A 25,745-nucleotide genomic window follows, 5' to 3' on the forward strand; every position below is an offset into this window, starting at 1 on the left:
ATTTCCTAATCGAAGTGCTCTGAGTCAACCGCAGCACTCTGAATAGCCACAGGATCTCGGAGGCTCCATGTGCGGATGTATATGGACCCCGCCCAATTGCAACAGTCGGCTGGATCAGGATCGATGGTCACAACTGCTGATGTATATCCGGCTGCGTGATGCGGCTGGACAACGTCTTCGCCGCGAGCCTCGATGGGTTGATGGGTTTTCGCCGCTTCCACCTCAAAGCCCCGATGACATTGGTTAACGCCATGCCGGTCCACACATCAGGTTCTGGAAGCGACGGGGTGACCGTTTCGCCATCTCCTGCCATTGGCTGCAATTGGCGGGGTGGGACCTCCTTTAGTTATTGGCCGCTTCTATTCAGGCCGCCTTCACCGACAGCGCGGCCCCTTTGCGGAAGTCGACCGGCGTGCTCGCAACATAAACCGTCACGCCCGAAGGGATGCTTGAGTACGTTCAGCTGGCGTATCTGGTCTGGTCGGTGCAGGTGCGCCAGCGGACGCAGCTGATCGACGCTTTGCGCGTGTAAGTGCCGGGTGAATACTCCTCAGATCGGGCGGATGAACTTTCCCCAGGCTGACGCAACGGCACGGCTCCGGAGCAGGCGCCTCGGAACCGTGTAGCCGCCCTTGGCCCATAATCCCCTCAGTCGATTGAGGGAGGGCGTGGGTGGTCACACTTGGGGAACTCGTCATGATTCTCGATCTCGCCCGCCAGGGGCTGAGCGTGTCGGCAATCGCGCGCCGGACCGGCCTGGACCGCAAGACCATCCGAAAGTACATCGCCAAGGGGCTGGAGCCGCCCGCCTACACGCCGCGGCCCCCGCGACAGACCCTTGTCGGCCCCTTTGAACCCTATCTGCGGGAGCGCCTCCAGGCCTTCCCGGAACTCAGCGGCCGACGTCTGCTCCGGGACATCCGCGCGCTCGGCTACCAGGGCGGCTATACCGTGCTGAAGGATTTCCTGCGTACCGTCCGGCCCAGGCCCGAGACACAGTTCGAGCGCCGGTTCGAGACACCGCCCGGCAAGCAGGCCCAGGTCGATTTCGCCTTCTTCAAGACCGTGTTCACCGACCAGCCCGACGTCGAGCGGATCGTCTGGCTGTTCTCGATCGTGCTCGGCCACAGCCGCATGATGTGGGCCCGCTTCGTCGCCCGCCAGGATCTGCCGACCGTGCTCCGGTGCCACATCGCCGCCTTCGAGGCGTTCGGCGGCGTGCCCGAGCAGATCCTTTATGACCGCATGAAGACCGCCGTGCTCGGTGACGTCGAGGACCCCGACCAGCCGGCCAAGGGGATCGCCTACAATGCCAAGCTCCTCGATCTGGCCGCCTGCTACGGTTTCCTGCCGAAGGCCTGCAGGCCCTACCGGGCACAGACCAAGGGCAAGGTGGAGCGGCCCTTCCGCTATGTCCGGGAGGACTTCTTCCTCGCCCGCACCTTCCGCAATCTGGACGACCTGAACGCCCAGTTCGTCCAGTGGCTGGACCAGGTCGCCAACGTTCGCCTGCACGCCACCACCCAGCGTGTCGTCGTCGAGCATTTCGCCGAGGAGCGCGATCACCTCAAGGCCCTCCCGGCCGGTCCCTTCAACACCGTGCTGGCACTCGAGCGCCGCATCACCCGCGACGGCATGGTCTCCGTCGCCGGCAATCTCTACTCCGTGCCCGACAGCACCCGCCGGCGGACCGTCGAGGTGCAGATTACCGCCGGCGCGGTCAACATCCTGGAGGACGGCATCCTCATCGCCTCCCATCCGGCACAGGAAGGCCGCGGCCAGCGCCGGATCGCTCCCGGTCACCGCACCCAGCCGCCGCCGGCCAACAGCAGGACGGCCCGGGAGGAGGCCAGGCCCGAGCCTCGGGGCAGCACGGTGACACCCCGTTCGCTGGCCATCTACGACGCGATCGGCCGCCGTCTCGCCAGCCAGCAGGGTGTCCCATGACCGCAACCACCCTCGATCCGGCGGCCAGCCCCGCCACGCTCGACCGCATCCGCGCTCACCTGGTCGGTCTCAACATGCCGCGCGCGCTCGAAGTGCTGGAGCATATCCTGCGGCGGATCGAACGCGGCGAGATCTCGGCCCTGGAGGCCATCGACACCCTGCTCGGCGAGGAACTGACCCTGCGGGAGGGGCGACGCGTCAGGTCCGCGCTGAAGATGGGCCGGCTGATCAACATCAAGACCCTGGGCGGGTTCGACTTCTCCTTCCAGCCCTCGCTTGACCGCGACCGCATCATGGCGCTGGCCCAGCTCGACTTCGTCGATCGCCACGAGGCGGTCCATTTCCTCGGTCAACCCGGCTGCGGCAAAACCCATCTGGCGCTGGCCCTCGGTGTCGAGGCGGTCAAGTCCGGTCGTTCGGTCTACTTCGCCACCCTGGCCGACATCGTCAGTTCGCTCGCCAAGGCGGAGCGGGAAGGCACCCTGCGCGAACGCCTGCGTTTTCTGTGCCGGCCCCAGTTGCTGATCGTCGATGAGATCGGCTATCTGCCCGTCATCCCGGGGGGCGGCAACCTATTCTTCCAGCTGGTAAATGCCCGTTACGAACGCGGCGCGATGATCCTGACCTCGAACCGCGGCTTTGCCGAATGGGGCGATGTCTTCGGCGGCACCGTCGTCGCCACCGCGCTGCTGGACCGCCTGCTACACCATGCCGTTGTCGTTCAGATCGAGGGAGCCAGCTACCGGCTCCGCCGCCACGCCGACCTGATCCCGGACAACACTCGAACCCGATCCATCACTACCCCTCAACCTCAACCACGCCGCCGGGGACGACCACCGAAAATGACCTCTACCCAGCCAGACACCGACCTATAACCTGACAAACCGACTGGGGATTATTCACCCGCCCGATCTGGGGAAGCTTCATCCGCCCTTTACAGCGCGGGCATCTTGCCGAACGCGGCATCATCGCACCACAAGGTCCGGCTCACCTGAAAACCTTAGCTGCCGCGATTGATGCCGCCGAACCAGCGATGCCCCAACTGGTCCTCGACCTTGGTCGCGTACCTCGAGCAGGTCGACCGGTTGAGCCGCGAAGATTGGAGAGCTGGAGAAATCCTTCGCCGTGAAGCCCCACGCGGGGAGGATACACCCACCTTCGGACCACGCCGGGAATTGGCCCGATCACGGCCATGGCGGTGGAAGCGTGTGCGCCCCCAATGGCGACCTTAAGCGAGGTCGCGACTATAGCGGTGGCGCAGTTCGGAGCGTGATCTGCTCCGAGAGCCATTGACTGAGAAAACTGGATATGCCAAATTGGTCAAACCAGATCGCGATGTTTTCCCAAACGATGCGCACCTGGATGGTTGGACGTCGAAAATCTCGAAGGAGGAAGCGCCGTGGCGAAGGAAAAGAGCGGCTACTATGGCACGCGAAGGAAATTCTGGTCGTGGGGATATGAAGGTGAAGATAACTCCCAGGACGAAATCCGTACCATGCGAGACCGCGTGGAGCAGCGGCTTGGGATTAAGGATATCGAAGTTCTCTCGGACCCGACCCTTGATGAGATTGAACTTTATCCGTCGCGCATAAAGATCCCGCGAACGCTGGAAGATTTCTGCACCACGGAAAAGTGGGACAGAGTTGTCCATACCTACGGTAAGGGTTTTAAGGACATGACCCTTATCTACCGGCGCGATTTCAAGAAGGCTCCGGACGTCGTGGCCTATCCGCGCGACGAAGAAGATATTGCCGCCATCTTCGACTGGTGTGGCGAAAACGGCTATGCATGCATACCGTATGGCGGTGGATCGAGCGTCACAGGAGGCTTCTGGGGTCCCGAGCGCGACGCCTTTCCCGGCGTGGTCGTTATTGACCTGGGCAACCTCAACCAGATTCTCGAAATCGACCCTGTGTCACGCTGCGCGCGGATCCAGGCAGGCATTCTCGGGCCGGCTCTGGAAGAACAACTGAAGCCGCACGGCCTCACCCTGCGCCATATTCCGCAATCGTGGGAATTCTCATCGCTGGGCGGCTGGATCGCAACCCGGTCGTCCGGTCACTATGCGACCCATCTCACGCATATCGACGACATGGTGGAAAGCCTGCGCGTCGTCACGCCAGCGGGGACGATCCAGAATCGCCGGCTGCCTGCCTCAGGTGCGGGACCAAATCCGGATCGCATGTTCATCGGGTCTGAAGGCACGATGGGCATCATCACTGATGCATGGATGCGTCTGCAGGGGCGTGTGAAATTCCGTGCGAATGCATCGATCTCCTTCAAGTCGTTCTATGAGGGTGCCAAGGCCGTCCGTCAAATCACCCAAGCGGGACTGTTCCCGGCGAACGCTCGCTATCTCGACGAGCAGGACGCCAAATTCTACGGCGCTGGAGACGGCACCGATTCCGTCTTGCTGCTGGGCTTCGAATCCGCCGACCATCCGGTGGACGCATGGCTGGAGCGTGGTCTCGAAATCTGCAAGGACTTCGGTGGCGTCGTGAAGCAGCGCGCGGGAACAGCAGACAACGCGCTGGAAACCAGCCGCAGCGGGCCGCAGGGTAACTGGCGGCACCAGTTCAGGTATCTGCCCCGGCTGATGCATACGCGCGCTGCGATGGGAATCGTGAGCTTCACGTTCGAAACCGCCTATACTTGGGATCGGTTCGAAGAAGTCGATACCGAGATCATGCGTCGCGTGCGAACGGCCCAGAAGGAACATCTTGGCGGTGGCATCGTCTGCCGCAGGTTCTCCTTCCTGTATCCGGACGGTCCGGCTCCATACTACTCGATCATGGCTCCTTCGACACATGCCAACAGCCTCGAAGCCTATTCGATGCTCCACGACGTGGCGTCGGACGCCCTAATAGAGCTCGGCGCCACCATCACGCACCATCATGCTGTCGGCAAATCGTTCCGTCCTTGGTACGACAAAGAAGTCGATCCGTTGTTCCGCCGTGTGCTGGCAGCCGCCAAGACCGAGCTGGACCCGAAGTGGATGTTGAATCCTGGGCTGATCGTCGACAAGCCCACAGGGCTCAAGATCGTCGGATAGGGGTTCTTCAGCGATGATTGATCTATACTTCTGGCCAACCCCCAACGGGTATAAAGCCGCTATAATGCTTGCAGAGCTGGACTTGGAGTACCGTGTTATTCCGGTTGATATAACCGCAGGAAAGCAATTTGAGCCGGAATTCCTGAAGATCAATCCAAACAACAAAGTGCCGGCCATCGTTGACCACGATGGCCCGCACAACAAGCCTTACGCTGTTTTTGAATCGGCGGTTGTTCTACTCTATCTTGCGGAAAAGTCCGGAAAGTTCCTTTCTCAGGACCCGGAAAAACGATACGATACGCTAAAGTGGCTTGTGTTTCAGAATACCACGATGGGCCCAATGCTGGGCCAAGCACATCATTTCATGGTGTATGCGACTGAGAAGATCGATTACGCCATCGAACGTTACGACCGGGAAGTTGGTCGAATATACAACATTCTCGAGAAGCGCCTTGCCGAATATGAATATCTCGCCGGCGAGTATTCTATCGCTGACATCAGCACATTCCCTTGGGTTCGCACGCGGAAATTGCATCGACGCGACCTGTCGGAGTACCCGAACATTGATCGTTGGTACCAGGCGATCAAAGACCGTCCGGGGGTTCGTGCGGGCATAGACACATTGTCCGACAGCAAGCAGTGGGAAGCGAAGCCGGGCACCGACGCTTGGAAGAATATGTTCGGAAAGAACGGCAGTTCGTAACAATCACACAAAATCCTCCCAGGCCTCAGGCGCGGCGGTCTATTCGTCGCGCCTGAGGCCGCGTAGGGGCAGTTGATGCAGGGCGGTCCCTATGGGGCTGGCGCAGGATCTTGGAAATTTTGCGCGGCCGAAATGCCGTTTGAAATCGCCCAATACGTGACCACGAACTCGGCTGATGGATCCACTATCTACTTGACAGCCAGTAAATTGGATGACCAAATTGGATATACCAATTGCCGCGCAGGCTATCAGGATTTGGGGAAATTGAGATGGATTTTTTGGCCGAGCTGCCTCGTCGCATTCATATGATCTTGGAGGAAGGGGCAACGTTCGGCGACTCCCGTATCGCCTTTACAGATGAAAACGGGATTGATTGGTCCTTCCGCCGGCTGATCGACACGGTCGCAGCTGTCTCTGATGAAATGCGACAACTCGGGGTTCGGCAGGGTGATCGGGTGATGATCATCTGCGAAAACTCGATCAGGGCTGTGGTTCTAATGTATGCAGCAAGCCGGTTGGATGCATGGGCGGTGCTAGCGAATGCCCGGCTCAGCAAGCATGAACTTGCCCTTATTGAAGAGGATTGCCAGCCGCGGCGTATATTTCGCACCGATTCCAACTTGTCTGCACAAAATGCGGACGACGGCAATGCTGATGTTCGGCTCTTTACTGATATCGGCGCCGTAACGGTTGGTCCGTTAAATGAGAACAGCCAGCCGGAAGAAGTTCACGAAGGATCCGCAGAGCAAGTCGCCGTTCTGATCTATACTACCGGGACCACGGGGCGCCCTAAGGGCGTCATGCTTAGCCATCGCAATTTGATTTTCGTCTCAAGCAGGGGAAGACGAACACAGTCTCTCGCTCCCGATGATGTCGCCCTGTGTGTCATGCCGATATCTCATTCGTACGGGCTCGTGTTGATGCAAGGCATGTTGTACGCTGGCGCGCGTATGAAAATTATGCCACGATTTTCACTACAGGAGGCCCTAGATGCTGTTCGCAGCGGAGAGTTGACGGTTTTCAACGCCGTTCCAGCCATGCTGACACGGGTGGTGGCACATGTTGAACAGACGGGCGAAAAGCTCACGCCAAATAACCTCCGGTACGTCTACACGGGCACCGCGCCGCTCGACCTGTCACTGCGTAAAAATGTCGAACGGCTGTTCGGCGTGGTCTTACAGAACGGATACGGATTGACTGAAACGTCGCCGACGATCAGCCGGTCTCACTATTCGATTGGCACCGACGACATCCATATTGGTCCACCGATAGAAGGGGTCGAGATCCGGATCGTCGGGCCTGACGGTCTCGATGTCCCAGAGGGAAAGCCGGGAGAATTGCTGGTCCGGGGCCCCAATGTGATGTTGGGATACTATCGCCAGCCGAAAGCGACCGCCGAAGTTATCGACGAGGATGGCTATCTTCACACAGGCGATATCGTCAGTCGCAACGAACGCGGCGAACTGGTTATTCAAGGCCGATCAAAGGAATTGATCATTCGCTCCGGCTTCAATGTCTATCCTCCGGAAGTCGAAGCCGCCCTGAATGCACATCCCAGCATTCTAAATTCCGCCGTGCTCGGACGTCCTGTTGAGGGAAATGAGGAAATTATTGCCTTCGTTGAAATGTTGCCTGAACGGCAGTGCGAGGTGGATGAGATTAAGTCCTTTCTGAAGAGCCGCCTTGCCCAGTATAAGCTGCCGCAACAGATTATCGTTATGCACGATTTGCCGGTCGCTCCGAATGGAAAGATAAAGAAGAACGACTTGAAGAAATATCTCTAGATAGTTTGAGCTGTCGGTTCGACACTTCCTTCCGAAGCGCTCTGGACCATGAGTCCGACCCATATAGTATCTCCGACAAGGTCCGCAATCCCGCAAAAAACTCGATATGGAGAACCCGCCTCGCCATGACAACCTTGCATGCTAACCTGATCGATGGAGCTTGGGTCGAAGGCGAAGCCGCGCCGAACATTAACCCCTCCAACACCAACGAAGTCGTCGGCACCTATGCGCGTGCTACTCGAGCTGACTCCCAAGCCGCGATCGCCGCCGCTAAACGTACGTTCCCGACATGGTCGCGCACGAGCCCTTTGGAGCGTCACGCGGTGTTGCGCAAGGCGGCAGACGAAATTCTCGCCCGCAAGGACGAACTCGGCCGACTTTTGTCGCGCGAGGAAGGCAAATCGTTGGCCGAAGCAGTCGGCGAAACGATTCGTGCGGCCCAGGTTTTCGATTACTTCGCGGGCGAAACGCTACGGCTGGCCGGCGAAACGTTGCCCTCTGTGCGTCGGGGTGTCGTGGTGGATGTGACGCGTGAGCCGGTCGGCGTGATCGCTATCATCACGCCGTGGAACTTCCCAATCGCCATTCCGGCGTGGAAAATTGCGCCGGCGCTCTGCTACGGCAACACTGTGGTATTCAAGCCGGCTGATCTCACCCCTGGCTGCGCTTGGGAGCTGGTTGACATTCTCCACCGCGCCGGGCTGCCAAAGGGCGTACTCAATCTCGTAATGGGCCGTGGTTCGGTCGTCGGCCAGACCATGCTCGATAGCCCCGACGTAGATGCGATAAGCTTCACAGGCTCAGTGGAGACCGGCCGGCGTGTGGCGGCCTCCTGCGTCGAACACGGCAGGAAGTTCCAACTCGAGATGGGCGGTAAGAATCCGCTGGTCGTGCTCGATGATGCGGACCTCAACGTGGCGGTCGACTGCGCCGTCAACGGTGCATACTTCTTAACTGGCCAGCGCTGCACGGCTTCCTCACGGCTGATCGTCACCGAAGGCATCCACGATCGTTTTGTCTCGGCAGTTACCGAAAAGCTTAGGAGCCTCGTCGTCGACGACGCGCTCAAGCCGGGAACGCAGATCGGTCCGGTGGTGGACGAGAACCAACTCAGTCAGGACGAGAAGTATATCGCCATTGGCCGTGAGGAGGGCGCTAAGCTGGTGTGTGGAGGCGAAAGGCTGAACCGTGAGACGCCCGGCTTCTTCTTGCAGCCTGCCTTGTTCACCGAGGCAACCAATAATATGCGCATCAGCCGCGAAGAGATTTTTGGTCCCGTCGCGGCGGTAATTCGTGTCAAGAATTATGAAGAGGCGCTGGAGACCGCGAACGATACGGCATTCGGCCTGTCCTCGGGGATCTGCACGGCCAGCCTGAAACATGCGACGCACTATAAGCGCAATGCCGACGCCGGCATGATTTTTGTCAATCTGCCCACTGGCGGCGTCGACTTCCATGTGCCGTTCGGCGGCCGCAAGGCATCGAGCTTCGGCCCTCGCGAACAGGGCCGCTACGCCGCCGAGTTCTACACGACCGTCAAAACGGCCTATACGCTGGCCTGACGGGCTAATGCCGGTCCGCTTACCAGCCCCGAGGTGCCCGCGCCGTGACGGCTTCGCCCATGGCGCAGGCCGCTGGAACGATCCCGCCGGGGCGACCTTGCCTCGCTCGGCCGCGCGAGAGTCGAATAACACCTGCCGCGATTGCCAGGCAGGTACTGGCGGCGCCAATTACTCAGGGAAGAAGCAGCTCGTGCAGCCGGAACGCTTCGTGAGGTCGAAGCATGCTCGGGATCTGCCAAATAATGCACTCTGCGATACTACGAGGTCGGCGCCTGAACTAGAGCAAGAGATGTTCCCACGGGCCTCCTAGGAAGCCGTGATAGCGGATCAACCACCAGTTCCTGCTGTTCGATCAGCCGGCGAAAATTCTGCTTGTGGACCAGACGGCCGGCATGCGCCTCCACCGCGCGCTGCTGCAACTGCAGCAGCGTAAACTGCGGCGGCATCAGTTTGAACACGCGTGATCTGGTCGAAAAGCCAGTCGTTCCGGCCGTCTGACTCTAGAGGAATTCGCCCGATGCAAGCCTTCACCTTCAATACGACCCCCTCGATCGTCTTCGAAGCCGGTTCGGCCAAGCGCTTCGGCGCGATCGCAGGCAAACGGCTGGGCCCGACGGTGCTGTTCGTGACCGATCCCGGCCTGCGCAAACTCGGCCTGTGCGACGCAGCCATCGCCTCACTGGAAAGCGTCGGAGCGTCGGTTGCGATTTTCGATTCCGTTGAAGCCGATCCTTCGCTGGCGACCGTGATGAAGGCGGTGGAAAATGGTCGTTCAGCCGGCGCGACCGGCGTCGCAGGCTTCGGCGGCGGCTCGTCGCTCGACGTGGCGAAAGTGGCCGCACTTCTTCTCGGCTCCGGCGAAGACATCGACGGCGCCTGGGGCGTGGCGCAGGCGAAGGGACCGCGCCTGCCTCTGGTGCTGGCGCCCACCACGGCAGGAACAGGCTCGGAAGTCACCCCGGTTTCAATCATTACCGTCGGTGACGAGGAGAAGCGCGGCGTGTCCAGCGCTATCATCCTGCCGGACATTGCGGTGCTCGATCCGGAACTAACGCTGGGCCTGCCGCCGGCAATCACCGCAGCCACCGGCGTCGACGCGATGGTGCACGCAATCGAAGCCTATGCCTCGAAGAACGCCAACAACAATCCGCTGTCGAAGATGCTGGCCAGACAGGCCCTGCAACTCATCGGCGCCAGCATCGAAAAAGCGGTGCTTGACGGTAAGGATGTCGAGGCGAGGGGGGCGATGTTGCTCGGCTCCATGCTCGCCGGTCAAGCCTTCGCCAATTCGCCGGTGGCCGCCGTCCACGCGCTTGCCTATCCGATCGGGGGGACGTTCCATGTCCCGCACGGCCTCTCGAACGCACTTGTCCTGCCGCATGTCCTGTGCTTCAACGCGCCCGACGCCGCCCATCTCTACGCCGAGATCGCCACGGACGCTTTCCCACGTCTCGCACAAGAGGAAGGTGTGCAGGGGCGCTGCGCGGCGTTCATTGAGGAACTGGCCTCGCTATCGAAAAGACTTGGCCTGCAGCCGCGCCTGCGGGATGTCGGCATCGGCGAAGAGCATCTGAAAAAGATGGCGGCGGATGCGATGAAGCAGCAGCGGTTGTTGGTCAACAATCCGCGCAATGTCTCGGAGCCGGATGCGCTCGCCATCTATCGCGCGGCATGGTGAGACGATGAGCGAGCGGTCTTCACCCACGTCGCGCAATGCCTACAACGCGTTTCGCACAATCACCACGGCTGGATGGATAACGACATCTATGGTGACATGAACAAATGCGGTGCATTATTCGCTGTTCGACACTGCGGTGAATGGCTGGCTGATCGGCGAGGGCCTGCTGGACATCCATGGCGGCGACCAGATTGGGCTCGTCGTCGAAACCGGGTGCCGCTATTTTTCTGAACTTGCTTTCCCCGATAAGGTAACGGCCGGTATCCGCGTCGCCAGGCTCGGAACGTCCTCCGTTCGCTATGAGGTTGCCCTGTTTCGGAATGAAGAAGAGATCGCCGCGCTGAAGGCTTCTTCGTCCACGTCTAGCTAGGGAAGGAGGTCGGCAACGCTCCTCACTGTGCGGTCAGAATACCGGCACCAGGGAGACATCTCCAAGACGCCGTCAGCTTGTCAGCAATCAGTCTGCTTGCCGTCCCCGGGCCCAGCAATCGCAGAAGCTACCCCACGCTCCAGTTTACCCGGAATGGCGCTGTTGTAGGGGTCAGAACAAGCACCGCAATCAGATCCACGTTCACTTCGTGGCCCTGGTCCCGTTTTCTGGTTCTCCTCAGTGTTTTTGGAGGGAGTATCTTCCATTGCGTACGGCTTGTGTCCGAAGCCTCCGTCGAGGCTGATTGGTTCAACTTCCGACGAACGTGGACTGCCCCCGACCAGCCGTCAACGTCTCCGGCGACATGAAGTTTTTGTTCTTCGCATCTGCACAAAATTGTGCCAAACGCCCTCAGGCGGTTAACGTAAGGGAAGGAATGCCATGAGCGCGACAGGTGAAGTGAAGGCCCTGACGCCCCCCGATATCGTGTCACACAAGGGTGGGACGCCGCTGGTTTGTCTCACTGCCTACACGACACCGATGGCGAGGCTTGTCGATACCACCTGCGATATCGTGCTTGTCGGTGACAGCGTTGGCATGGTGCTGCACGGCTTGCCGTCCACGCTGGGCGTCACGCTCGACATGATGATCATGCACGCACAAGCGGTGCGCCGTGGCATCGAGCGGGCACTGATGGTTGTGGACATGCCGTTCGGGTCCTATGAGGAAGGGCCCGAACAGGCCTTTCGCAATGCCGCCCGGCTGATGGCCGAGACCGGCTGCGCCGCCGTCAAGCTCGAGGGCGGCGAGAGTATGGCGGAGACGATCCAGTTCCTGGTCGCGCGCGGCATTCCGGTGATGGCGCATGTCGGCCTGACACCACAGGCAGTCAATACTTTTGGCGGCTACAAGGTGCAGGGGCGTGGCAACGATGCGGAACGCATCTTGCGCGATGCCGACGCGGTTTCAAAAGCCGGCGCGTTTGCCGTTGTGCTGGAGAAGGTGCCGGAAGCGCTCGCTCGCAGGATTACCGCCGACATTGCCATCCCCACCATCGGTATCGGCGCCTCGTCAGCCTGTGACGGCCAAATCCTGGTGGTCGACGACATGCTTGGCATGTTCACGGACTTCCGGCCGAAATTCGTCAAGCGCTACGCTGAACTCGGGGAGCGGGCACAAGCCGCGATCGCAGCCTACGCAAACGAAGTGCGCGAGCGGCGCTTTCCAGGTGCAGAGCATGTCTTTCGCGATCAGCCCAAAACGATCAAGGGTGGAGAAGCGGCATGAATGTTCCGATTGTCAGGGCCGTGGCGGATCTTCGCACGATCGTTGCGGGATGGCGTCGCGAAGCAGCCAGCATTGCTGTGGTGCCCACTATGGGTGCCTTGCATGAAGGGCATCTCAGCCTGGTGCGTGCCGCGCTCGAAAAGGCCGACCGGGTGATCGTGACGCTGTTCGTCAATCCAAAGCAGTTCAACAGCGCAGCCGATCTTGCCGCCTATCCGCGTACCGAGGTGGAGGACGCTGCAAAGCTGGCGCCACTGGGTGCGCATCTGCTTTACGCGCCGGACGCTGCTGAAATCTATCCGGAGGGTTTTGCCACCGCGGTTTCGGTCGGCGGCGTCAGCGAGGGCCTGTGCGGCGCGTTTCGGCCGGGTCATTTCGATGGCGTCGCCACCGTCGTCGCCAAACTGTTCCTGCAGACCGGAGCCGATCTCGCGTTTTTCGGCGAGAAGGATTTCCAGCAGCTTCATGTGGTTCGCCGCATGGCGCGGGATCTGGACATTCCGATCACCGTCATCGGCTGTCCGACAGTCCGCGAAGAAGACGGGCTGGCGCTCTCTTCGCGCAACGTCCGGCTCTCACTGGCGGAGCGACTGGCTGCACCGAAGCTCGCGTCGATTCTGCACACAGCAGCCGGACAGATCGCCAACGGAGCGCCGGTCAGCCTGACACTGGCTGAGGCGCGCGCTGCCATCCTTTCGGCAGGCTACCGGGAGGTGGAATATCTGGAATTGCGAGCAGACGCCGATCTTCGGCCTTTGAACGCACTTTACTGTCCCGCGCGTCTGCTGGTGGCCGCCTGGCTCGGCAACACACGACTGATCGACAATGTCGAAGTTGTTCCCCTGCTGTCGCTTAGCAGTTAACCGAAAGAATGCGCCGGTTTGGTTCGGGTTGACCATTTAATCATGAGAATATGGGCTGCGGGATTCTCAAATTAACTGCAATTGCAGGGAAGGCCTCGGCCGGTGGGCTTGAGCAGTTCGCCCTGCGGCTTGGTTAAACGGAGCCAGTCCGCCCAGTTATCTGGCTGGAGCACGACCACCTGACGATCATGGTAGGGCGCGACGTCCGGCCCTGGACTCGTCGTCAGCATCGTGAAGGAGGCTGGGTGATTGCCCTGGGCCTCACGCCATAGCCCGGCGATGGCCATGAAGGGGGCTCCGATCAGGCTGAAGCGATGTTTGGTTTTGGGGTACTTCTTGCCGGTGAATTCGTAGAATCCCGATGCCGGGATCAGGCAGCGCTTGCTGTCGGCGAAGTCTCGCCCTTCCGATCTAAAATTGAAGACCGGCCCACCCCTGGGCCCCGATGGCGGGAAGCTGAAGTTCATCTGGACGAGTTCGATCATGTCGCCGGCCGCACGCATGACCGGTCCCATATCGTTGATCCTGATATCGTCCGCCTGGGGCAGATCGAGTTCTGTCTGTTGCGTTGGTATCTCCAGCTCCAACGCCTGCATCATCTGGCAGTATTCAACCCAGCGAACGTGTTGCTCATAGGCATTGCACATCCGGTAAGGATAGCGTGAACTTCAAAATCTTTCGAGGGGTGGGGCGTCTTCCTCCGGAACCGGACTGTCGGCGAAGCTGAAGCCCCGCGGTGCGGGTCTTCACCCTCCGGGCGTCCATCCCTGACGCGGGCAGGGGCATTCGTGCAGTTGGGGGGAGTGCTTCTGAGATGCTGAGGGCGATTTTGGCGTGGGTAGAGAGGCGGCGTGCGATCCGTCGCCGATGGCGGGAAGACGCCAGGCGCCTCGTCCGTCTCCACGGCCCGACTGCCTATTATGAGGCACAACGGCTTGCCGCAACATCCCGCGCGATCGAAGACGGCCAGTTCCTCCACTGGGCAAAGGTAGCTGCCGAGGTGGCGCGGATAGAACCGTCGGCCGAGATGGATATCGACGTCGTCCGGTCGATTGTCGATCACGAACTTCGTCATCGAGTTCATTCGGATCCTGAGCCATGACACGAAGAGGCGGGTCGCCGCGACAATACTGAGGGCACGTCAAGCCCGGTCTCTGCAATGGCTCTCTGCTACCGGGAAGGATGCGACTGGGTGCGGATCCATCCACGCGCAGGTCCGCCCCCGCTTGCTGTGCTGGCTTCCTGGTCCAGGTCCGTCCTCCTCCAATCAACCCACAAGGGGTCCGCTACGCGAGCGTGCGGCCGCTGCGGCTTCGCCTGCGCGGTGATTGCGGCCGGGCCCCGGACCCGACGGGCACCAGAGCGGGGATCGGCCCCGCCCATGGACGGAGCCCTTCAATGTCGCACGATCTTTCACTCGCACAGAACCATGCCTGGAACCTCGCCCGCACCCTGATGGTGCCGGTTATTCTCTTCAAGGTCGACGACGAATACGGCGTCATGCCCGCCGACGAACTCGACGACGCCGAAATCGAGCCGCTCTTCGAATACGATCCCTACCAGGGCGGTCGGCCGGCTCATTGAGCCGGCCTTCCTCGCGCGCCAAGCGCCCGGCCGTCTGAAGGCCGGGTTGCGCGTCGCATCGTCCTTTCCCTGCTGGTGGCGGGACGCCACGAGCCCTTATTGGGACGAGGTTTTGCCGCTTGCGCCGGGAAGCCCGCAAGGGAGGCTGCGCCGCCCCGGCAAGCCGGTGCGCCCCTGCGGCCTTCCGGCTTCGCGGCCGACCTCGAGGCCTGCCGGAAAGGTAGACAAACAGATCTGGACAAGGAAAGGGCCGGACGCCCCGCGGCGCCGGCGGGATTGACCCATGGAGCAGCATGAAATCGAGACATTGCGAGACAAGGTGCCCTGCGCCGCCGTGCTCGAGCGCGAGGGCTGGACGGTGGACGTCAAGGAGAGCACCACACGCGCCGTGAAGTACCGGCGCGGGGCAGGCGAGATCATCATCGTCATCCACAATGGCAGGGGCTGGTTCGATCCACTCTCGGATGCCAAGGGCGACGTCTTCACCCTCGCCGGTCACCTGGCCGGTATCGCCTTTCCGGCGGCCGTCGAGGCGGTTCGCAGTCTCGTCGGCTATGTTCCGGCCACGCCGTCCTGGAATTGCCCGAAGCGCACAGGCATTCCACTTTCGATCACCGACCGATGGCGGCGCCGACGACCTCCAACCATCGGGTCTCGCGCCTGGCGATATCTGGCAGATGAGCGTGCGATCCCAGTATCCATTCTGCAGGCCGCTATCGCACAAGGCCTGCTGCGCGAGGGGCCGAGCGGCAGCATCTGGACGGCGCATGTCGACCAAACCAGGCAACTGATCGGTTGGGAAGAACGCGGCCCCCAGTGGCGCGGCTTCTCCACCGGCGGCAGCAAGCAACTGTTCCGTCTCGGCAACGAGGCTGCGCTTCGGCTCTGCGTCACCGAGGCGGCGATCGACGCCATGAGCCTTGCCGCACTCGAGGGCATGCGTGCCGACACCCTCTACGTCAGCACCGGGGGCGGGTGGTCGCCCGTCAGCGATAACGCGATCCGGTCGATCGCCTCGAACCCCGACATATTGATGGCCGCAGCCACCGACAACGATCGGCAGGGCGAGATCTATGCCCGTCGTTTGCAGGAGATCGTGCGTGAGACTGGGTGCCGGTACGAGCGGCTGCGGCCATCCACGCAGGACTGGAACAGCGATCTGAAAGGACAGGGGAAAGGAAACCCGGGAGTGGAAGGGGATATCAGAGCGGAATCGCTGCCGCATGCCCGGCCGTCGCGTCAAGGGAAGCTGCGCCCGGCTGGCGCCGGCCCTTGACCCGCCGGACCGGAGAGGCGGCCGCGGGAATGGGTGATGAGAAGGCATGAAGGTGATGATCCGGTCGGATGGACAGGATCGCGCTTGATGCCGACGGACGACAGGAGCCGCCATGATCACCCAAACTTCCTTCCGCAAGGTCTTCGAGGGCGTCGCCACGCGCCAACAGATGTTCCATATGTTCGATCGCCATGGCCCGGCGCCGATGAGCAAGGCACGCCTCACCGGCCGCCTCTATGACGGCGAGTGGTTCGAGATCGGCCGGGCCGAGCACGACTACATGTTCGAGATCCTGCCGCCGCTCTGGATTCGCGGCGACATGTTCGCAATGCGCGAGTTCATGACCGGCTCGATCACCAGCGTCTTCTTCGCACTCTCGATCGATGGGCGGCCACGCTACTTCCACGCCTATTGCGATATGTCGGCCAAGGGTTCGGCCGAGCGCATGCGCGATGTGATCATCGAGCGGGAATCCCGCCCCGTCCGTGCCATGACGCGCGCGGAGCGGCTCGACCATATCTGGAGCACGACCCATGCCGACTATCGCGGTTATGCGGGTGAGCGGTGGCCCGAGGCCGACCAGGACAAGCGAACCGTGCTGGTCTATGGCGGCGGCCAAGGGACGGTCCTGAAGCTTCTGGACGATCTGACCGCCCCCGAGATCAGCGCCAAGCTGCCGGTCCATCTCCGCTACCTGCCCGCCGCGATTGCAGCCTGATCGGAGGCTGTCATGTTCACATTTCCTATTCTCGGCGTTCGCAAGGTCATCGAGCGCGGCATCGCCGATGCCGCCGTCAATGGGGGATTTCGCAATCCCTACTACGGCATCAAGCCCGGTAAGGATGAAAAGCCGGGACTTTGGCTGGTCGGCGATCAGGGCGTCTATCTCCTCTCCAACGGCAAGCTCGCCGAGGGTGAGCGCGCCCTCGTGATCTATTCGGATGAATGCCACCCGGTCGGCAATCCCGACTGGTGGCACTACAAGAACCGGCATTTTGGTGGTGACGACGGCATCGAGTTCCTCGACGCTGAAAGACTGATCCCGCTGTTCGACCGGAACACGCGCTGCACGCATCTGCGCGTGCAACTGACCGAGACGGACGTCTCGCTGTCGCTGATCGCCCGCTAGCCCATCCCACAACCCCGTCAGCGTTTCGCGCGGCCGCACACGCGGGTCGCGTGATCGCGCTCGCCATAATCCCAGGAGATATCCCGTGTCCCACGACGACCCCTTCACGCTCGACCTGTTCGGCAATACCGCACTTTCCTCAGGTCTCGGCCTTGGCGTGACCGCCTTTTCCGACAGTGCGGCCAACGATCCGGACGATGACGACCCGGCCCCGCATTCTCCCACGCCTGCCGTGCCCGCCACGGCGGATGCTCAACTCTTGCGCCGGGCGCCCAATGGCGAGAACTTCCATCTCGCCGGCACGCGCGGTCTCGCCAAATCCTGGCGGGAGCGCGCCCGCGACAACATCGCGGCGATCCGGCTCGCCGCCTCGATCGTCGATGAGCAGCGTCCGGCCTCGGTCGACGAGCAGGCCGCGCTGATCCGGTTCACCGGCTTCGGCGCTTCCGAGCTCGCCAACGGCGTGTTTCGTCTCCCAGGCGAGCTTGAGTTTCGCGAGGGCTGGGCGGACATCGGCGCCGACCTCGAGGACGCGATCGACGGCGGCGACTACGCGTCGCTCGCCCGCTGCACCCAGTATGCGCACTTCACCCCCGAATATATCGTCCGGGCCATCTGGTCGGGCCTGCAGCGGCTCGGCTTTCGCGGCGGCCGTGTGCTCGAGCCCGGTGTCGGCACCGGACTGTTTCCGGCGCTGATGCCGGCGGCGCTACATCCCGTCACCCATCTCACGGGCGTCGAGATCGATCCGGTTACCTCCCGGATCGCCCGTCTGCTGCAGCCGCGCGCCAAAATACTCAATCAGGATTTCGCGCGGGTCGATCTGCCGGCGCATTTCGACCTGGCGATCGGCAATCCTCCCTTCTCCGACCGCACCGTGCGCAGCGACCGCGCGTTGCGCGCGCTCGGCCTGCGCCTGCATGACTATTTCATCGTGAAGGCGGTTCGGGCGTTGAAGCCCGGCGGGCTGGCCGCCTTCGTGACCTCGAGCGGCACCATGGACAAGGCCGATGGCCGTGCACGCGGGACGATCGCGGCTGCGGCCGATCTTGTCGGCGCCATACGTTTGCCAGGGGGCAGCTTCCGTGCCGATGCCGGAACCGATGTCATCGTCGACGTCCTCTTCTTCCGCAAGCGCAAGGACGGAGAGGTGGCGGGCGATCAAGGCTGGCTCGATCTGGCGGAGGTGCGACCACTGAGCGAGGACGACGGGGGTATCCGGGTCAATCGCTGGTTCGCCGAGCACCCCGATATGGTTCTTGGCGAACATGCGCTGCGGCGCGGCATCTACGGTACCGACGAGACCTATACCTGCCTACCGCGCCCGGACGTCGATCTCGACGCCGCGCTCGCGACCGCGATCCAGGCGCTTCCAGAAGCCATCTATGACGGCAAGCCGGAAGACTGCGGTCCCGACGTAGACGACAGTGGCGACGACCCGGCATCAACTGCGACTATGCCGAACGGCGCGACCGCTCGTGAAGGCAGCTATTTCATAGGCAAGAACGCCGCCCTGATGCAAATGGTCGACGGCGAGGCCGTGACCATCACCGTCAGGAAGGGACGGGGAGGGGACGGCGTCTCCGACAAGCAGGCCCGCATCATTCGCAAGCTGATCCCGATCCGCGACGCCGTGCGCGAGGTGCTGAAACTCCAGGAATTCGACCGGCAGTGGAAGCCGGCGCAGGTCAAGCTGCGCATTGCCTGGTCGAACTTCGTGCGTGAATTCGGGCCGATCAACTTCACCACCGTCTCGACCACCGAAGACTCAGAAACCGGCGAAGTGCGGGAGACGCATCGCCGTCCCAATCTCCAGCCCTTCCTCGACGACCCCGACTGCTGGCTGGTAGCATCCATCGAGGACTACGACCTCGAGACCAATACCGCCCGGTCCGGCCCGATCTTCACCGAGCGCGTCATCGCGCCGCCGCCGCCGCCGATCATCACGTCGGCCGCCGATGCCCTCGCCGTCGTGCTCAACGAACGTGGCCATGTCGACGCCGATCACATCGCGGAATTGCTGCATCGCGATGTCGCCGATGTCGTTGACGAGTTGGGGCAGGCGATCTTCCGGGATCCGACGTCCGGTTCCTGGCAAACCGCCGATGCGTATCTCTCCGGCGCCGTTCGCTCCAAGCTCGCTGCCGCCGAGGCCGCCGCTGCGCTCGATCCAGCCTTTGCCCGCAATGTCGAAGCGCTCAAGGGCGTCCAGCCCGCCGATCTCAGGCCCTCCGACATCACCGCCCGCCTCGGCGCACCCTGGATTCCGGCGACCGACATTGTCACATTTGTCAAACAGACGATGGATGCCGACATCAGCATCCATCACACGCCCGAACTTGCATGCTGGACGGTCAGTGCGCGCCAACTCGGCTGGAGCGCCGCCGGCACGACCGAATGGGGCACGCATCGTCGCGATGCCGGGCAGCTGCTGTCCGACGCGCTCAATTCCTCCATCCCGCAGATCTTCGACACGGTGAAGGACGGCGACACCGAACGGCGCGTCCTCAATACCGTCGAGACCGAAGCGGCCAAGGAAAAGCTGCAGAAGATCAAGACGGCGTTCCAGAAATGGATCTGGAGCGATCCGGATCGCACTGACCGATTGGCGCGGCTCTACAACGACACCTTCAACAACATCGCGCCGCGAAAATTCAACGGCGACCATCTCCTGCTTCCAGGCGCCTCCGGCGCCTTTTCTCTTTATGGGCACCAGAAACGGGCGATCTGGCGCATCATCTCGGCTGGCTCGACCTATGTCGCCCACGCCGTTGGCGCCGGCAAAACGCTCTCGATCGCGGCGGCGATCATGGAGCAACGCCGCCTCGGGCTGATCAACAAAGCCATGCTGGTCGTTCCCGGCCACTGCCTGGCGCAGGCGGCCCGCGAGTTTCTGGCGCTCTATCCAAATGCCCGGATTCTGGTCGCCGACGAGACCAATTTCGTCAAGGAGAAGCGCCATCGCTTTCTGTCGCGGGCGGCAACCGCAAATTGGGACGCGATCATCATCACCCATTCGGCGTTCCGCTTCATTTCGATTCCCTCGGCTTTCGAGCAGCAAATGATTCAGGACGAGCTCGAGGCTTACGAGGAGTTGCTGACCAAGGTCGACCGCGAGGACCGGCTTTCCCGAAAGCGCATCGAGCGCATGAAGGAGGGGCACAAGGAGCGGCTGGAGGCGCTGTCGAGCCGCAAGGACGATCTGCTCACCATCTCCGAGATCGGCATCGACCAGATCATCGTCGATGAGGCGCAGGAGTTCAGGAAGCTCAGCTTCGCCACCAACATGTCGACGCTGAAGGGCGTCGATCCCAGCGGCTCGCAGCGGGCCTGGGACCTCTACGTGAAATCCCGATTCGTCGAGACGAGAAATCCGGGCAGGACGCTCGTGCTCGCTTCCGGCACGCCGATTACCAACACGCTCGGCGAAATGTTCACCGTGCAGCGGCTGATGGACAATGCTGCTCTCGCAGCGCGCGGACTGCACGAGTTCGACGCCTGGGCGTCCACCTTCGGCGACACCTCGACGGAACTCGAGCTGCAGCCGTCCGGCAAATACAAGCCGGTCACGCGCTTTGCCCAGTTCGTCAACGTCCCCGAGCTGATCGCCATGTTCCGGTCCTTCGCGGACGTGGTGCAGCCCGCCGACCTGCGGAAATATGTGAAAGTTCCGGAGATCGCCGGCGGCAAGCGGCAGATCATCACGGCGGAGCCGACCACTGCCTTCAAGGCCTATCAGCGTCACCTCGATGATCGTATCAAGGCCATCGAAGAGCGCGAGGGTCCGGCGCAGCCCGGCGACGATATCCTGCTCTCGGTCATCACCGATGGCCGCCATGCCGCGATCGACCTGCGCCTGGTCATGCCGGCCATGGACAATGAGGATGACAACAAGCTCAACGCGCTTGTCCGAAACACCTTCCGCATCTGGCAGGAGACGGCCGAGAACGAATATGTCCGCAAGGACGGCAAGCCCTTCGACAAGTCCGGCGCCGGCCAGCTCATCTTCTCCGATCTCGGCACCATCAATGTCGAAGCCTCCCGCGGCTTCTCGGCCTATCGCTGGATCCGCGACGAGCTCGTCCGCCTCGGTGTGCCGCCGTCGGAAATCGCCTTCATGCAGGACTTCAAGAAGTCGGAGGCCAAGCAGCGGCTGTTCAACGAGTTCAATGCCGGCAAGGTCCGCATCCTGATCGGGTCGTCCGAAACCATGGGCACCGGCGTCAATGTGCAGGCGCGGCTGAAGGCGCTGCACCATCTCGACGTTCCCTGGCTCCCCTCCCAGATCGAGCAGCGCGAAGGCCGCATCATCCGCCAGGGCAATCAGCACGACGAAATCGGACTCTATGCCTATGCGACGCTCGGTTCACTCGACGCCACCATGTGGCAGAACAATGAGCGCAAGGCCCGGTTCATCGCGGCGGCTCTATCGGGCGACACGTCCATTCGCCGCCTCGAGGATATGGGCGAGGGGCAGGCCAACCAGTTCGCCATGGCCAAGGCCATCGCATCGGGCGATCAGCGCCTGATGCAAAAGGCAGGGCTTGAGGCCGAGATCGCCCGTCTCGACCGGCTCCATGCCGCCCATATCGACGACCAGCACGCCATCCGCCGCCAGGTCCGCGACGCGGAGCGCGAGATCGAGCTTTCGAGCCGGCGCATCGCCGAAATCGGAACGGACATCGCGCGTCTGGTGTCGACCGCTGGCGATGCCTTCACAATGACCGTCACCGGAACCTCCTTCACCGAACGCAAGCTCGCCGGCCGCGCCTTGATGAAGGAGATCCTCACCCTTGTTCAGCTCAGCCAAGAGGGCGAGGTCGTCATAGCCGCGATTGGCGGCTTCGACCTGGAGTTCTCAGGCGAGCGCTTCGGCCGGGACGGGTATCGCTACACCACGGTGCTGATGCGCTCCGGCGCCGACTACGAGATCGACCTTGCCGTCACGGTCACGCCGCTCGGCGCGATTGCTCGCCTCGAGCATGCTCTGTCGAACTTCGAGGGCGAGCAGGATAATTATCGCTGTCGGCTGGAGGATGCCCGCCGGCGTGTAGCCTCCTATCAGCCACGTATTGGCGAAACTTTCGCCTTCGAGGCCGAGCTTGAACTGAAGCGGGAGCAGTTGGCCGATCTCGAAGCCGATCTCGCCGCCAGCACGGATGACGGTCCCGGCGTTGTGGTAGGGGCGGCTGATCATGCGACCCGCCAGGCGGCATGAATGGAAACCCGCTTTCCCGCCCTAAACCTAAATGCGGTTCTTGAGATCTTCGAGGCTGGCAAGCTGCTGGCGCCTGCTGGCGACGGCTTCGCCAAGCAGCGCCCCAAGCTTGTCGTTGTACGCCTCGATCTGCTTTGTCGAGGTTTCCACATATTCGCGCAAGAGCTGCTCCTGGCGATCGATCTCCCGCTTCAACGTCTCGGCGTCGTTCCGACCTGACATGCCGATAATGACCCGCCGGTTGCTGATTTCGCCATGAGGCAGGGTGGTTGAGTATGGATTGGTCCGCAACCTAAACAGGCCAGGGTCGCCGGAGAACGCGAAGCTACGAGTTGCACGAACTCCGTCGATCTCCACCATCCCGTCAAACATGTCGTGGACCCGCACGCGTGCCTCCTGCGCGTCCTTTTGTGGATTGTCGAAGTCCACCTTTAGCGGGGCGACACGAGCCTCGGGCAAAAGGGCGTGCACGATCTCCGCGTCAGACTTGATCAAGTCCACCCTGCTGACTTTCTGGCGGACGTGGTTGCCGACTGCGCCCTCCTGTGCGCGCAGGTACCGGTCGAGCGACTCTTCGAGAAACAGTACGTTGCCGATGATCATCGGACCTCCTATAGGCGCCGCGTAACGCGTGTTGCAGATTGATCGGGACTCACGAAAGCGCCTTGCGCAATGATCGAAGGAGCGCCTCGGCGTCATCGATCTTTTTCAGGATGTCGGGGTCGCCCTTGAGATCCTGCAACGTGGTCCAGGGTACCCCCTTCATCGCTTCAACCGCGGCCTCCAGATCCCCGGACAATCCGCCCTTTGGCTTCTTCTCGGTGGGTCCCAGACGCAACATTGCAGAATCGAGATCCCCCGCGTCGCTGAGGAAATGCGCGCGTGCCACCGGATCGGGGAGGATCGATCGTAGTTTGCGCAGGTCCTTGGAGTTGGTTATGCGCTTGTCGTTCACCTTCTTGACGACGGCGTCGACGATGCTGGGAGTGAACAGCTTCTTGCTGACGCCCATCATCTCACGCGCCCAGGTGATGGCGGCGCTTGGGTCGCGAAGGCTGGTGAACTTCTCCGACAGCTCGAAAATATCGACCAGTTTGTCCAGTTCCCGAACGGTGATTCCGAGTATGTTCGCGGCGCTGGCGCGTCCCATCAGGTCGACAAGGCGGTAGGCCACCATTTCCTTCTCTTTGGCGTCCCATTCCTTGCGCTGCCGATGGATATAGATCCACGCGCGAAGCCGATCCTCGTCACTCAGTGTGCGGTCGGTAACCTCGATGGGAAGCTGGCGGAATTCTTCTTTCCCCTGTTCTACCAAGGCCCGCGAATTCGTCCACCGGCGATCGCCATCGATGATGCGAAACTTTCCGGGGAAATCGGGATGGGGTTCGACGAGTAGTGGCTCGAACAAACCGCCATTGGCTTCGATCTGCCGTTGCAGTTCTTCGTCAACCTTAGGCCCGAGCCTCGGCTGCTTGTCATTGGGAAGGATGGAGTCGATGTCAGCCTTCGTGCGGTACGTCCGAAGAACGGTACGATCGAGCCGGCGCTCCTGGAGGTTAACGACGTTGTCGCGTTCGCGACCCGCCATCGGGACGGGGTTATTCATTATCCTGCTCCCACACCCCCGCCGTGCCGATGATCGTATCGATCTCATTACTCAGCTCAGCGCGCACTTTCTGCACCGACCGAATGAGCTCGCCCTGACGCTTCCAGACAGATTCGTGCGCCTTCTTTTCCTTTACCTGGATGTCGAGCAGGTCGTCCGTGTGAGTGTCGATCCGGGCAATCAGATCGGTACAGCGCTCCGAGGTAATGAAGTCATAGAGCGCAGCCGTCTTCTGGGTCTTCTCCTCACCGCTCATGCGCAGAATATGGGTCTGCACGATGTGGTGGCGGATCAGCTGAACCAGAGCGACAACGCGGGCAGGATTGGCTAGCAGAACGCCATCCTGATGGTGCAGCTGCCGCGCGCCGGCGGGAAACTTGCTCGTCGAAAGAATGGCATGTTCCGCCTTGGCTGCCATTTGGTCGGTTGCAAGCTTGCTGACGAAGTCGTTGCGCCATGCGCCATGGTTCTTCGAGTCGTAGATGATGGTGCCGCACTCCTTGCCGTTGTGAATGACGACATGGATAATGTCGGCACCGGGCTGCCCTTTGTTGACGCGGTCGATCCTGTCGCCCTCGAACTCAGCCTTCAGAGCTTCGAACAGATCGACCTCGGCGCCCTCGCCAAGCTCCTCGTTGGTCTTCTTGTCGAGAGCCCGAGTCAGCTCCGCCACCTTCGCGGACAGCTTGAGCTTTTCCTCAAACGCGAGAGCCTTCTCGGCATTGACGGCCGCAGTCTGAGCGAGCTCGAGCGCCTCGCGCTGTTCTTGGAGGCGCTGATCCAGCAGGGCTTGATGATCGGCGAGCTGCTTCTCGACCGTAGCCGCTTTGGCTTCCGCGTTCTTCCTCGCCTCTTCAAGCTCAGTGAGCCTGCTTTGGGCGGCCACAGCGGCAGCCTCAGAAGCTTCCGAACGGATTTCGATCTCGCGCGCCGCTGCGGACTCTGTCAGCGCCGTGATCTTCGCTTCCGTTTCAGCTGTAATGGTGTCGAGCTGTGCCTTGAGGCTCGTCCCGGCCTCTTCAGCCTTCAGCCTGGCGGCCTCCGCAGACGCGACCCGCTCGTTGGCCGCCGCTTCAGCGGCGACCTTGGCCTCTGCCCGAATACTGTCCTGCTTCGCAAGGGCCTCCTGCCGGACCGCCTCGATAGCGGCGCCGCGCTCCTGCTGTTGCTGGGCAAGCCGCTCCTCGAGAGCGACCCGCATCTGTTCGGCATTCTGCTTTTCGGCCTCCGCTTGCGTCACGCGGCTCAACAGGAGATCCTGAGCCTCTTTGCTTGCGAGTACCGTCGCCGCGATCGCCTCCTGGGCTGCGGCCTCGGCGGCCTTGCGGCCCTCTTCGCGGGCGAGGACGGCTTTGGCGGCGCCGTCCTTGTTGGCCTTGTCAACGGCATCGGCCTTCTCGCGGGAAAACTGCTCCTGAAGGCGAGCCGAGAGTTCCTCCGCAGTTTTCTTCTGCCGCGTCTCGATCCGCGCTTTAATCTCATCCATCTGGTCGTGCGGGATCTGCTGTTCACACAGCGGGCAAACCTCGTCGTGATCGTGCAGGAACGACGACGAGGGAACAGGAGTCGCCTTTAGAAGGGGTGATGCTGACGCGGCCACATTGACCTCCGGGGTTGCTAGAAACTGGGACCTATTTTCTCCTACTTGATCCTGAAGTCAAGTACTGATATTTTGTTGGATGTGGG

At 61.7% G+C, this 25,745-nt stretch carries 19 protein-coding genes and 1 pseudogene; 15 read left to right on the forward strand and 5 right to left on the reverse strand.

Annotation, left to right across the window (positions count from 1 at the left end):
- The first annotated feature begins 672 nt into the window (after positions 1–672).
- The 6 genes from istA to IGS68_RS33935 all read left to right on the forward strand — a co-directional run bounded on the left by istA (position 673) and on the right by IGS68_RS33935 (position 9,048).
- Complete coding sequence (gene istA / locus IGS68_RS33910) at positions 673–1,947, forward strand: IS21 family transposase (RefSeq protein WP_201083765.1); 1,275 nt, start codon at positions 673–675, stop codon at positions 1,945–1,947.
- Entirely contained in the window at positions 1,944–2,822 is an 879-nt protein-coding gene (gene istB / locus IGS68_RS33915) for an IS21-like element helper ATPase IstB (protein ID WP_201083767.1), read from the forward strand. Before istA ends, istB begins: the two co-directional genes overlap by 4 nt.
- Before the next feature lie 524 nt (positions 2,823–3,346).
- Complete coding sequence (locus IGS68_RS33920; protein WP_093037046.1) at positions 3,347–4,999, forward strand: FAD-binding oxidoreductase; 1,653 nt, start codon at positions 3,347–3,349, stop codon at positions 4,997–4,999.
- A gap of 13 nt (positions 5,000–5,012) precedes the next feature.
- The gene (locus IGS68_RS33925; RefSeq protein WP_093037049.1) at positions 5,013–5,702 is read left to right on the forward strand and encodes a glutathione S-transferase N-terminal domain-containing protein; all 690 of its coding nucleotides are present in this window, start codon (positions 5,013–5,015) and stop codon (positions 5,700–5,702) included.
- Positions 5,703–5,971: 269 nt separating this feature from the next.
- On the forward strand, positions 5,972–7,486 hold the full coding sequence (locus IGS68_RS33930; RefSeq protein WP_093037052.1) for a class I adenylate-forming enzyme family protein: 1,515 nt from the start codon (positions 5,972–5,974) through the stop codon (positions 7,484–7,486).
- A 125-nt stretch (positions 7,487–7,611) separates the two neighbouring features.
- Positions 7,612–9,048, forward strand: a complete 1,437-nt coding sequence (locus IGS68_RS33935; RefSeq protein ID WP_093037055.1) for an aldehyde dehydrogenase family protein — start codon at positions 7,612–7,614, stop codon at positions 9,046–9,048.
- A gap of 332 nt (positions 9,049–9,380) precedes the next feature.
- On the opposite strand, the pseudogene IGS68_RS36410 reads toward IGS68_RS33935, so the two are convergent.
- Positions 9,381–9,515 (reverse strand): annotated as a pseudogene (locus tag IGS68_RS36410) (NrtR DNA-binding winged helix domain-containing protein); the annotation flags it as partial.
- A gap of 50 nt (positions 9,516–9,565) precedes the next feature.
- On the opposite strand from IGS68_RS36410, the gene IGS68_RS33945 reads away from it, so the two are divergent.
- The 4 genes from IGS68_RS33945 to panC all read left to right on the forward strand — a co-directional run bounded on the left by IGS68_RS33945 (position 9,566) and on the right by panC (position 13,246).
- Complete coding sequence (locus tag IGS68_RS33945; RefSeq protein ID WP_093037061.1) at positions 9,566–10,726, forward strand: iron-containing alcohol dehydrogenase; 1,161 nt, start codon at positions 9,566–9,568, stop codon at positions 10,724–10,726.
- Between the two features lie 109 nt (positions 10,727–10,835).
- A complete protein-coding gene (locus IGS68_RS33950; RefSeq protein WP_334155710.1) occupies positions 10,836–11,096 on the forward strand; it encodes an acyl-CoA thioesterase in 261 nt (86 codons plus the stop codon).
- Positions 11,097–11,537: 441 nt separating this feature from the next.
- Entirely contained in the window at positions 11,538–12,383 is an 846-nt protein-coding gene (gene panB / locus IGS68_RS33955; RefSeq protein ID WP_093037064.1) for a 3-methyl-2-oxobutanoate hydroxymethyltransferase, read from the forward strand.
- Positions 12,380–13,246 carry a pantoate--beta-alanine ligase gene (panC, locus tag IGS68_RS33960; RefSeq protein WP_093037067.1) on the forward strand — a complete coding sequence of 289 codons (867 nt, stop codon included), beginning with the start codon at positions 12,380–12,382 and terminating at the stop codon, positions 13,244–13,246. Before panB ends, panC begins: the two co-directional genes overlap by 4 nt.
- A gap of 71 nt (positions 13,247–13,317) precedes the next feature.
- Here the strand turns inward: panC and IGS68_RS33965 are convergent, their stop codons facing one another.
- A complete protein-coding gene (locus IGS68_RS33965) occupies positions 13,318–13,893 on the reverse strand; it encodes an SOS response-associated peptidase family protein (RefSeq protein WP_093037070.1) in 576 nt (191 codons plus the stop codon).
- A gap of 751 nt (positions 13,894–14,644) precedes the next feature.
- Here IGS68_RS33965 and IGS68_RS33970 point away from each other — a divergent pair.
- From IGS68_RS33970 to IGS68_RS33990, 5 genes are all read left to right on the forward strand, one after another.
- Positions 14,645–14,830, forward strand: coding sequence for a hypothetical protein (locus IGS68_RS33970; protein WP_093037073.1), 186 nt, complete (start codon positions 14,645–14,647; stop codon positions 14,828–14,830).
- Positions 14,831–15,113: 283 nt separating this feature from the next.
- Positions 15,114–16,106, forward strand: a complete 993-nt coding sequence (locus IGS68_RS33975) for a DUF3991 and toprim domain-containing protein (protein ID WP_154386603.1) — start codon at positions 15,114–15,116, stop codon at positions 16,104–16,106.
- Between the two features lie 115 nt (positions 16,107–16,221).
- Entirely contained in the window at positions 16,222–16,824 is a 603-nt protein-coding gene (locus IGS68_RS33980; protein WP_185910483.1) for a DUF1419 domain-containing protein, read from the forward strand.
- Positions 16,825–16,836: 12 nt separating this feature from the next.
- Positions 16,837–17,235, forward strand: a complete 399-nt coding sequence (locus tag IGS68_RS33985) for a DUF3085 domain-containing protein (RefSeq protein ID WP_154386601.1) — start codon at positions 16,837–16,839, stop codon at positions 17,233–17,235.
- A gap of 85 nt (positions 17,236–17,320) precedes the next feature.
- Positions 17,321–22,453, forward strand: coding sequence for a helicase-related protein (locus tag IGS68_RS33990; RefSeq protein WP_185910475.1), 5,133 nt, complete (start codon positions 17,321–17,323; stop codon positions 22,451–22,453).
- 27 nt (positions 22,454–22,480) lie between these two features.
- On the opposite strand, the gene IGS68_RS33995 is transcribed toward IGS68_RS33990, so the two are convergent.
- The 3 genes from IGS68_RS33995 to IGS68_RS34005 are packed head-to-tail and all read right to left on the reverse strand — an operon-like array spanning position 22,481 to position 25,659.
- Positions 22,481–23,056, reverse strand: a complete 576-nt coding sequence (locus tag IGS68_RS33995; protein WP_154386600.1) for a hypothetical protein — start codon at positions 23,054–23,056, stop codon at positions 22,481–22,483.
- A gap of 49 nt (positions 23,057–23,105) precedes the next feature.
- The gene (locus tag IGS68_RS34000; protein WP_185910476.1) at positions 23,106–24,059 is read right to left on the reverse strand and encodes a ParB/RepB/Spo0J family partition protein; all 954 of its coding nucleotides are present in this window, start codon (positions 24,057–24,059) and stop codon (positions 23,106–23,108) included.
- On the reverse strand, positions 24,052–25,659 hold the full coding sequence (locus IGS68_RS34005; protein ID WP_154386598.1) for a DUF2130 domain-containing protein: 1,608 nt from the start codon (positions 25,657–25,659) through the stop codon (positions 24,052–24,054). The genes IGS68_RS34000 and IGS68_RS34005 overlap by 8 nt, the downstream gene beginning before the upstream one ends.
- Positions 25,660–25,745 lie beyond the last annotated feature (86 nt).

It is taken from the genome of Skermanella sp. TT6, assembly GCF_016653635.2.
GTDB classification, from domain to species: Bacteria; Pseudomonadota; Alphaproteobacteria; order Azospirillales; family Azospirillaceae; genus Skermanella; species Skermanella cutis.

Excerpts from the sequence above, each read along its gene's own strand:
- istB (WP_201083767.1), top strand. The coding sequence starts at position 1,944 with ATGACCGCAACCACCCTCGATCCGGCGGCCAGCCCCGCCACGCTCGAC.
- IGS68_RS33925 (WP_093037049.1), top strand. The coding sequence starts at position 5,013 with ATGATTGATCTATACTTCTGGCCAACCCCCAACGGGTATAAAGCCGCT.
- IGS68_RS33930 (WP_093037052.1), top strand. The coding sequence starts at position 5,972 with ATGGATTTTTTGGCCGAGCTGCCTCGTCGCATTCATATGATCTTGGAG.
- IGS68_RS33935 (WP_093037055.1), top strand. The coding sequence starts at position 7,612 with ATGACAACCTTGCATGCTAACCTGATCGATGGAGCTTGGGTCGAAGGC.
- IGS68_RS33945 (WP_093037061.1), top strand. The coding sequence starts at position 9,566 with ATGCAAGCCTTCACCTTCAATACGACCCCCTCGATCGTCTTCGAAGCC.
- panB (WP_093037064.1), top strand. The coding sequence starts at position 11,538 with ATGAGCGCGACAGGTGAAGTGAAGGCCCTGACGCCCCCCGATATCGTG.
- panC (WP_093037067.1), top strand. The coding sequence starts at position 12,380 with ATGAATGTTCCGATTGTCAGGGCCGTGGCGGATCTTCGCACGATCGTT.
- IGS68_RS33965 (WP_093037070.1), bottom strand. The coding sequence starts at position 13,893 with ATGTGCAATGCCTATGAGCAACACGTTCGCTGGGTTGAATACTGCCAG.
- IGS68_RS33970 (WP_093037073.1), top strand. The coding sequence starts at position 14,645 with ATGTCGCACGATCTTTCACTCGCACAGAACCATGCCTGGAACCTCGCC.
- IGS68_RS33975 (WP_154386603.1), top strand. The coding sequence starts at position 15,114 with ATGGAGCAGCATGAAATCGAGACATTGCGAGACAAGGTGCCCTGCGCC.
- IGS68_RS33985 (WP_154386601.1), top strand. The coding sequence starts at position 16,837 with ATGTTCACATTTCCTATTCTCGGCGTTCGCAAGGTCATCGAGCGCGGC.
- IGS68_RS33995 (WP_154386600.1), bottom strand. The coding sequence starts at position 23,056 with ATGATCATCGGCAACGTACTGTTTCTCGAAGAGTCGCTCGACCGGTAC.
- IGS68_RS34000 (WP_185910476.1), bottom strand. The coding sequence starts at position 24,059 with ATGAATAACCCCGTCCCGATGGCGGGTCGCGAACGCGACAACGTCGTT.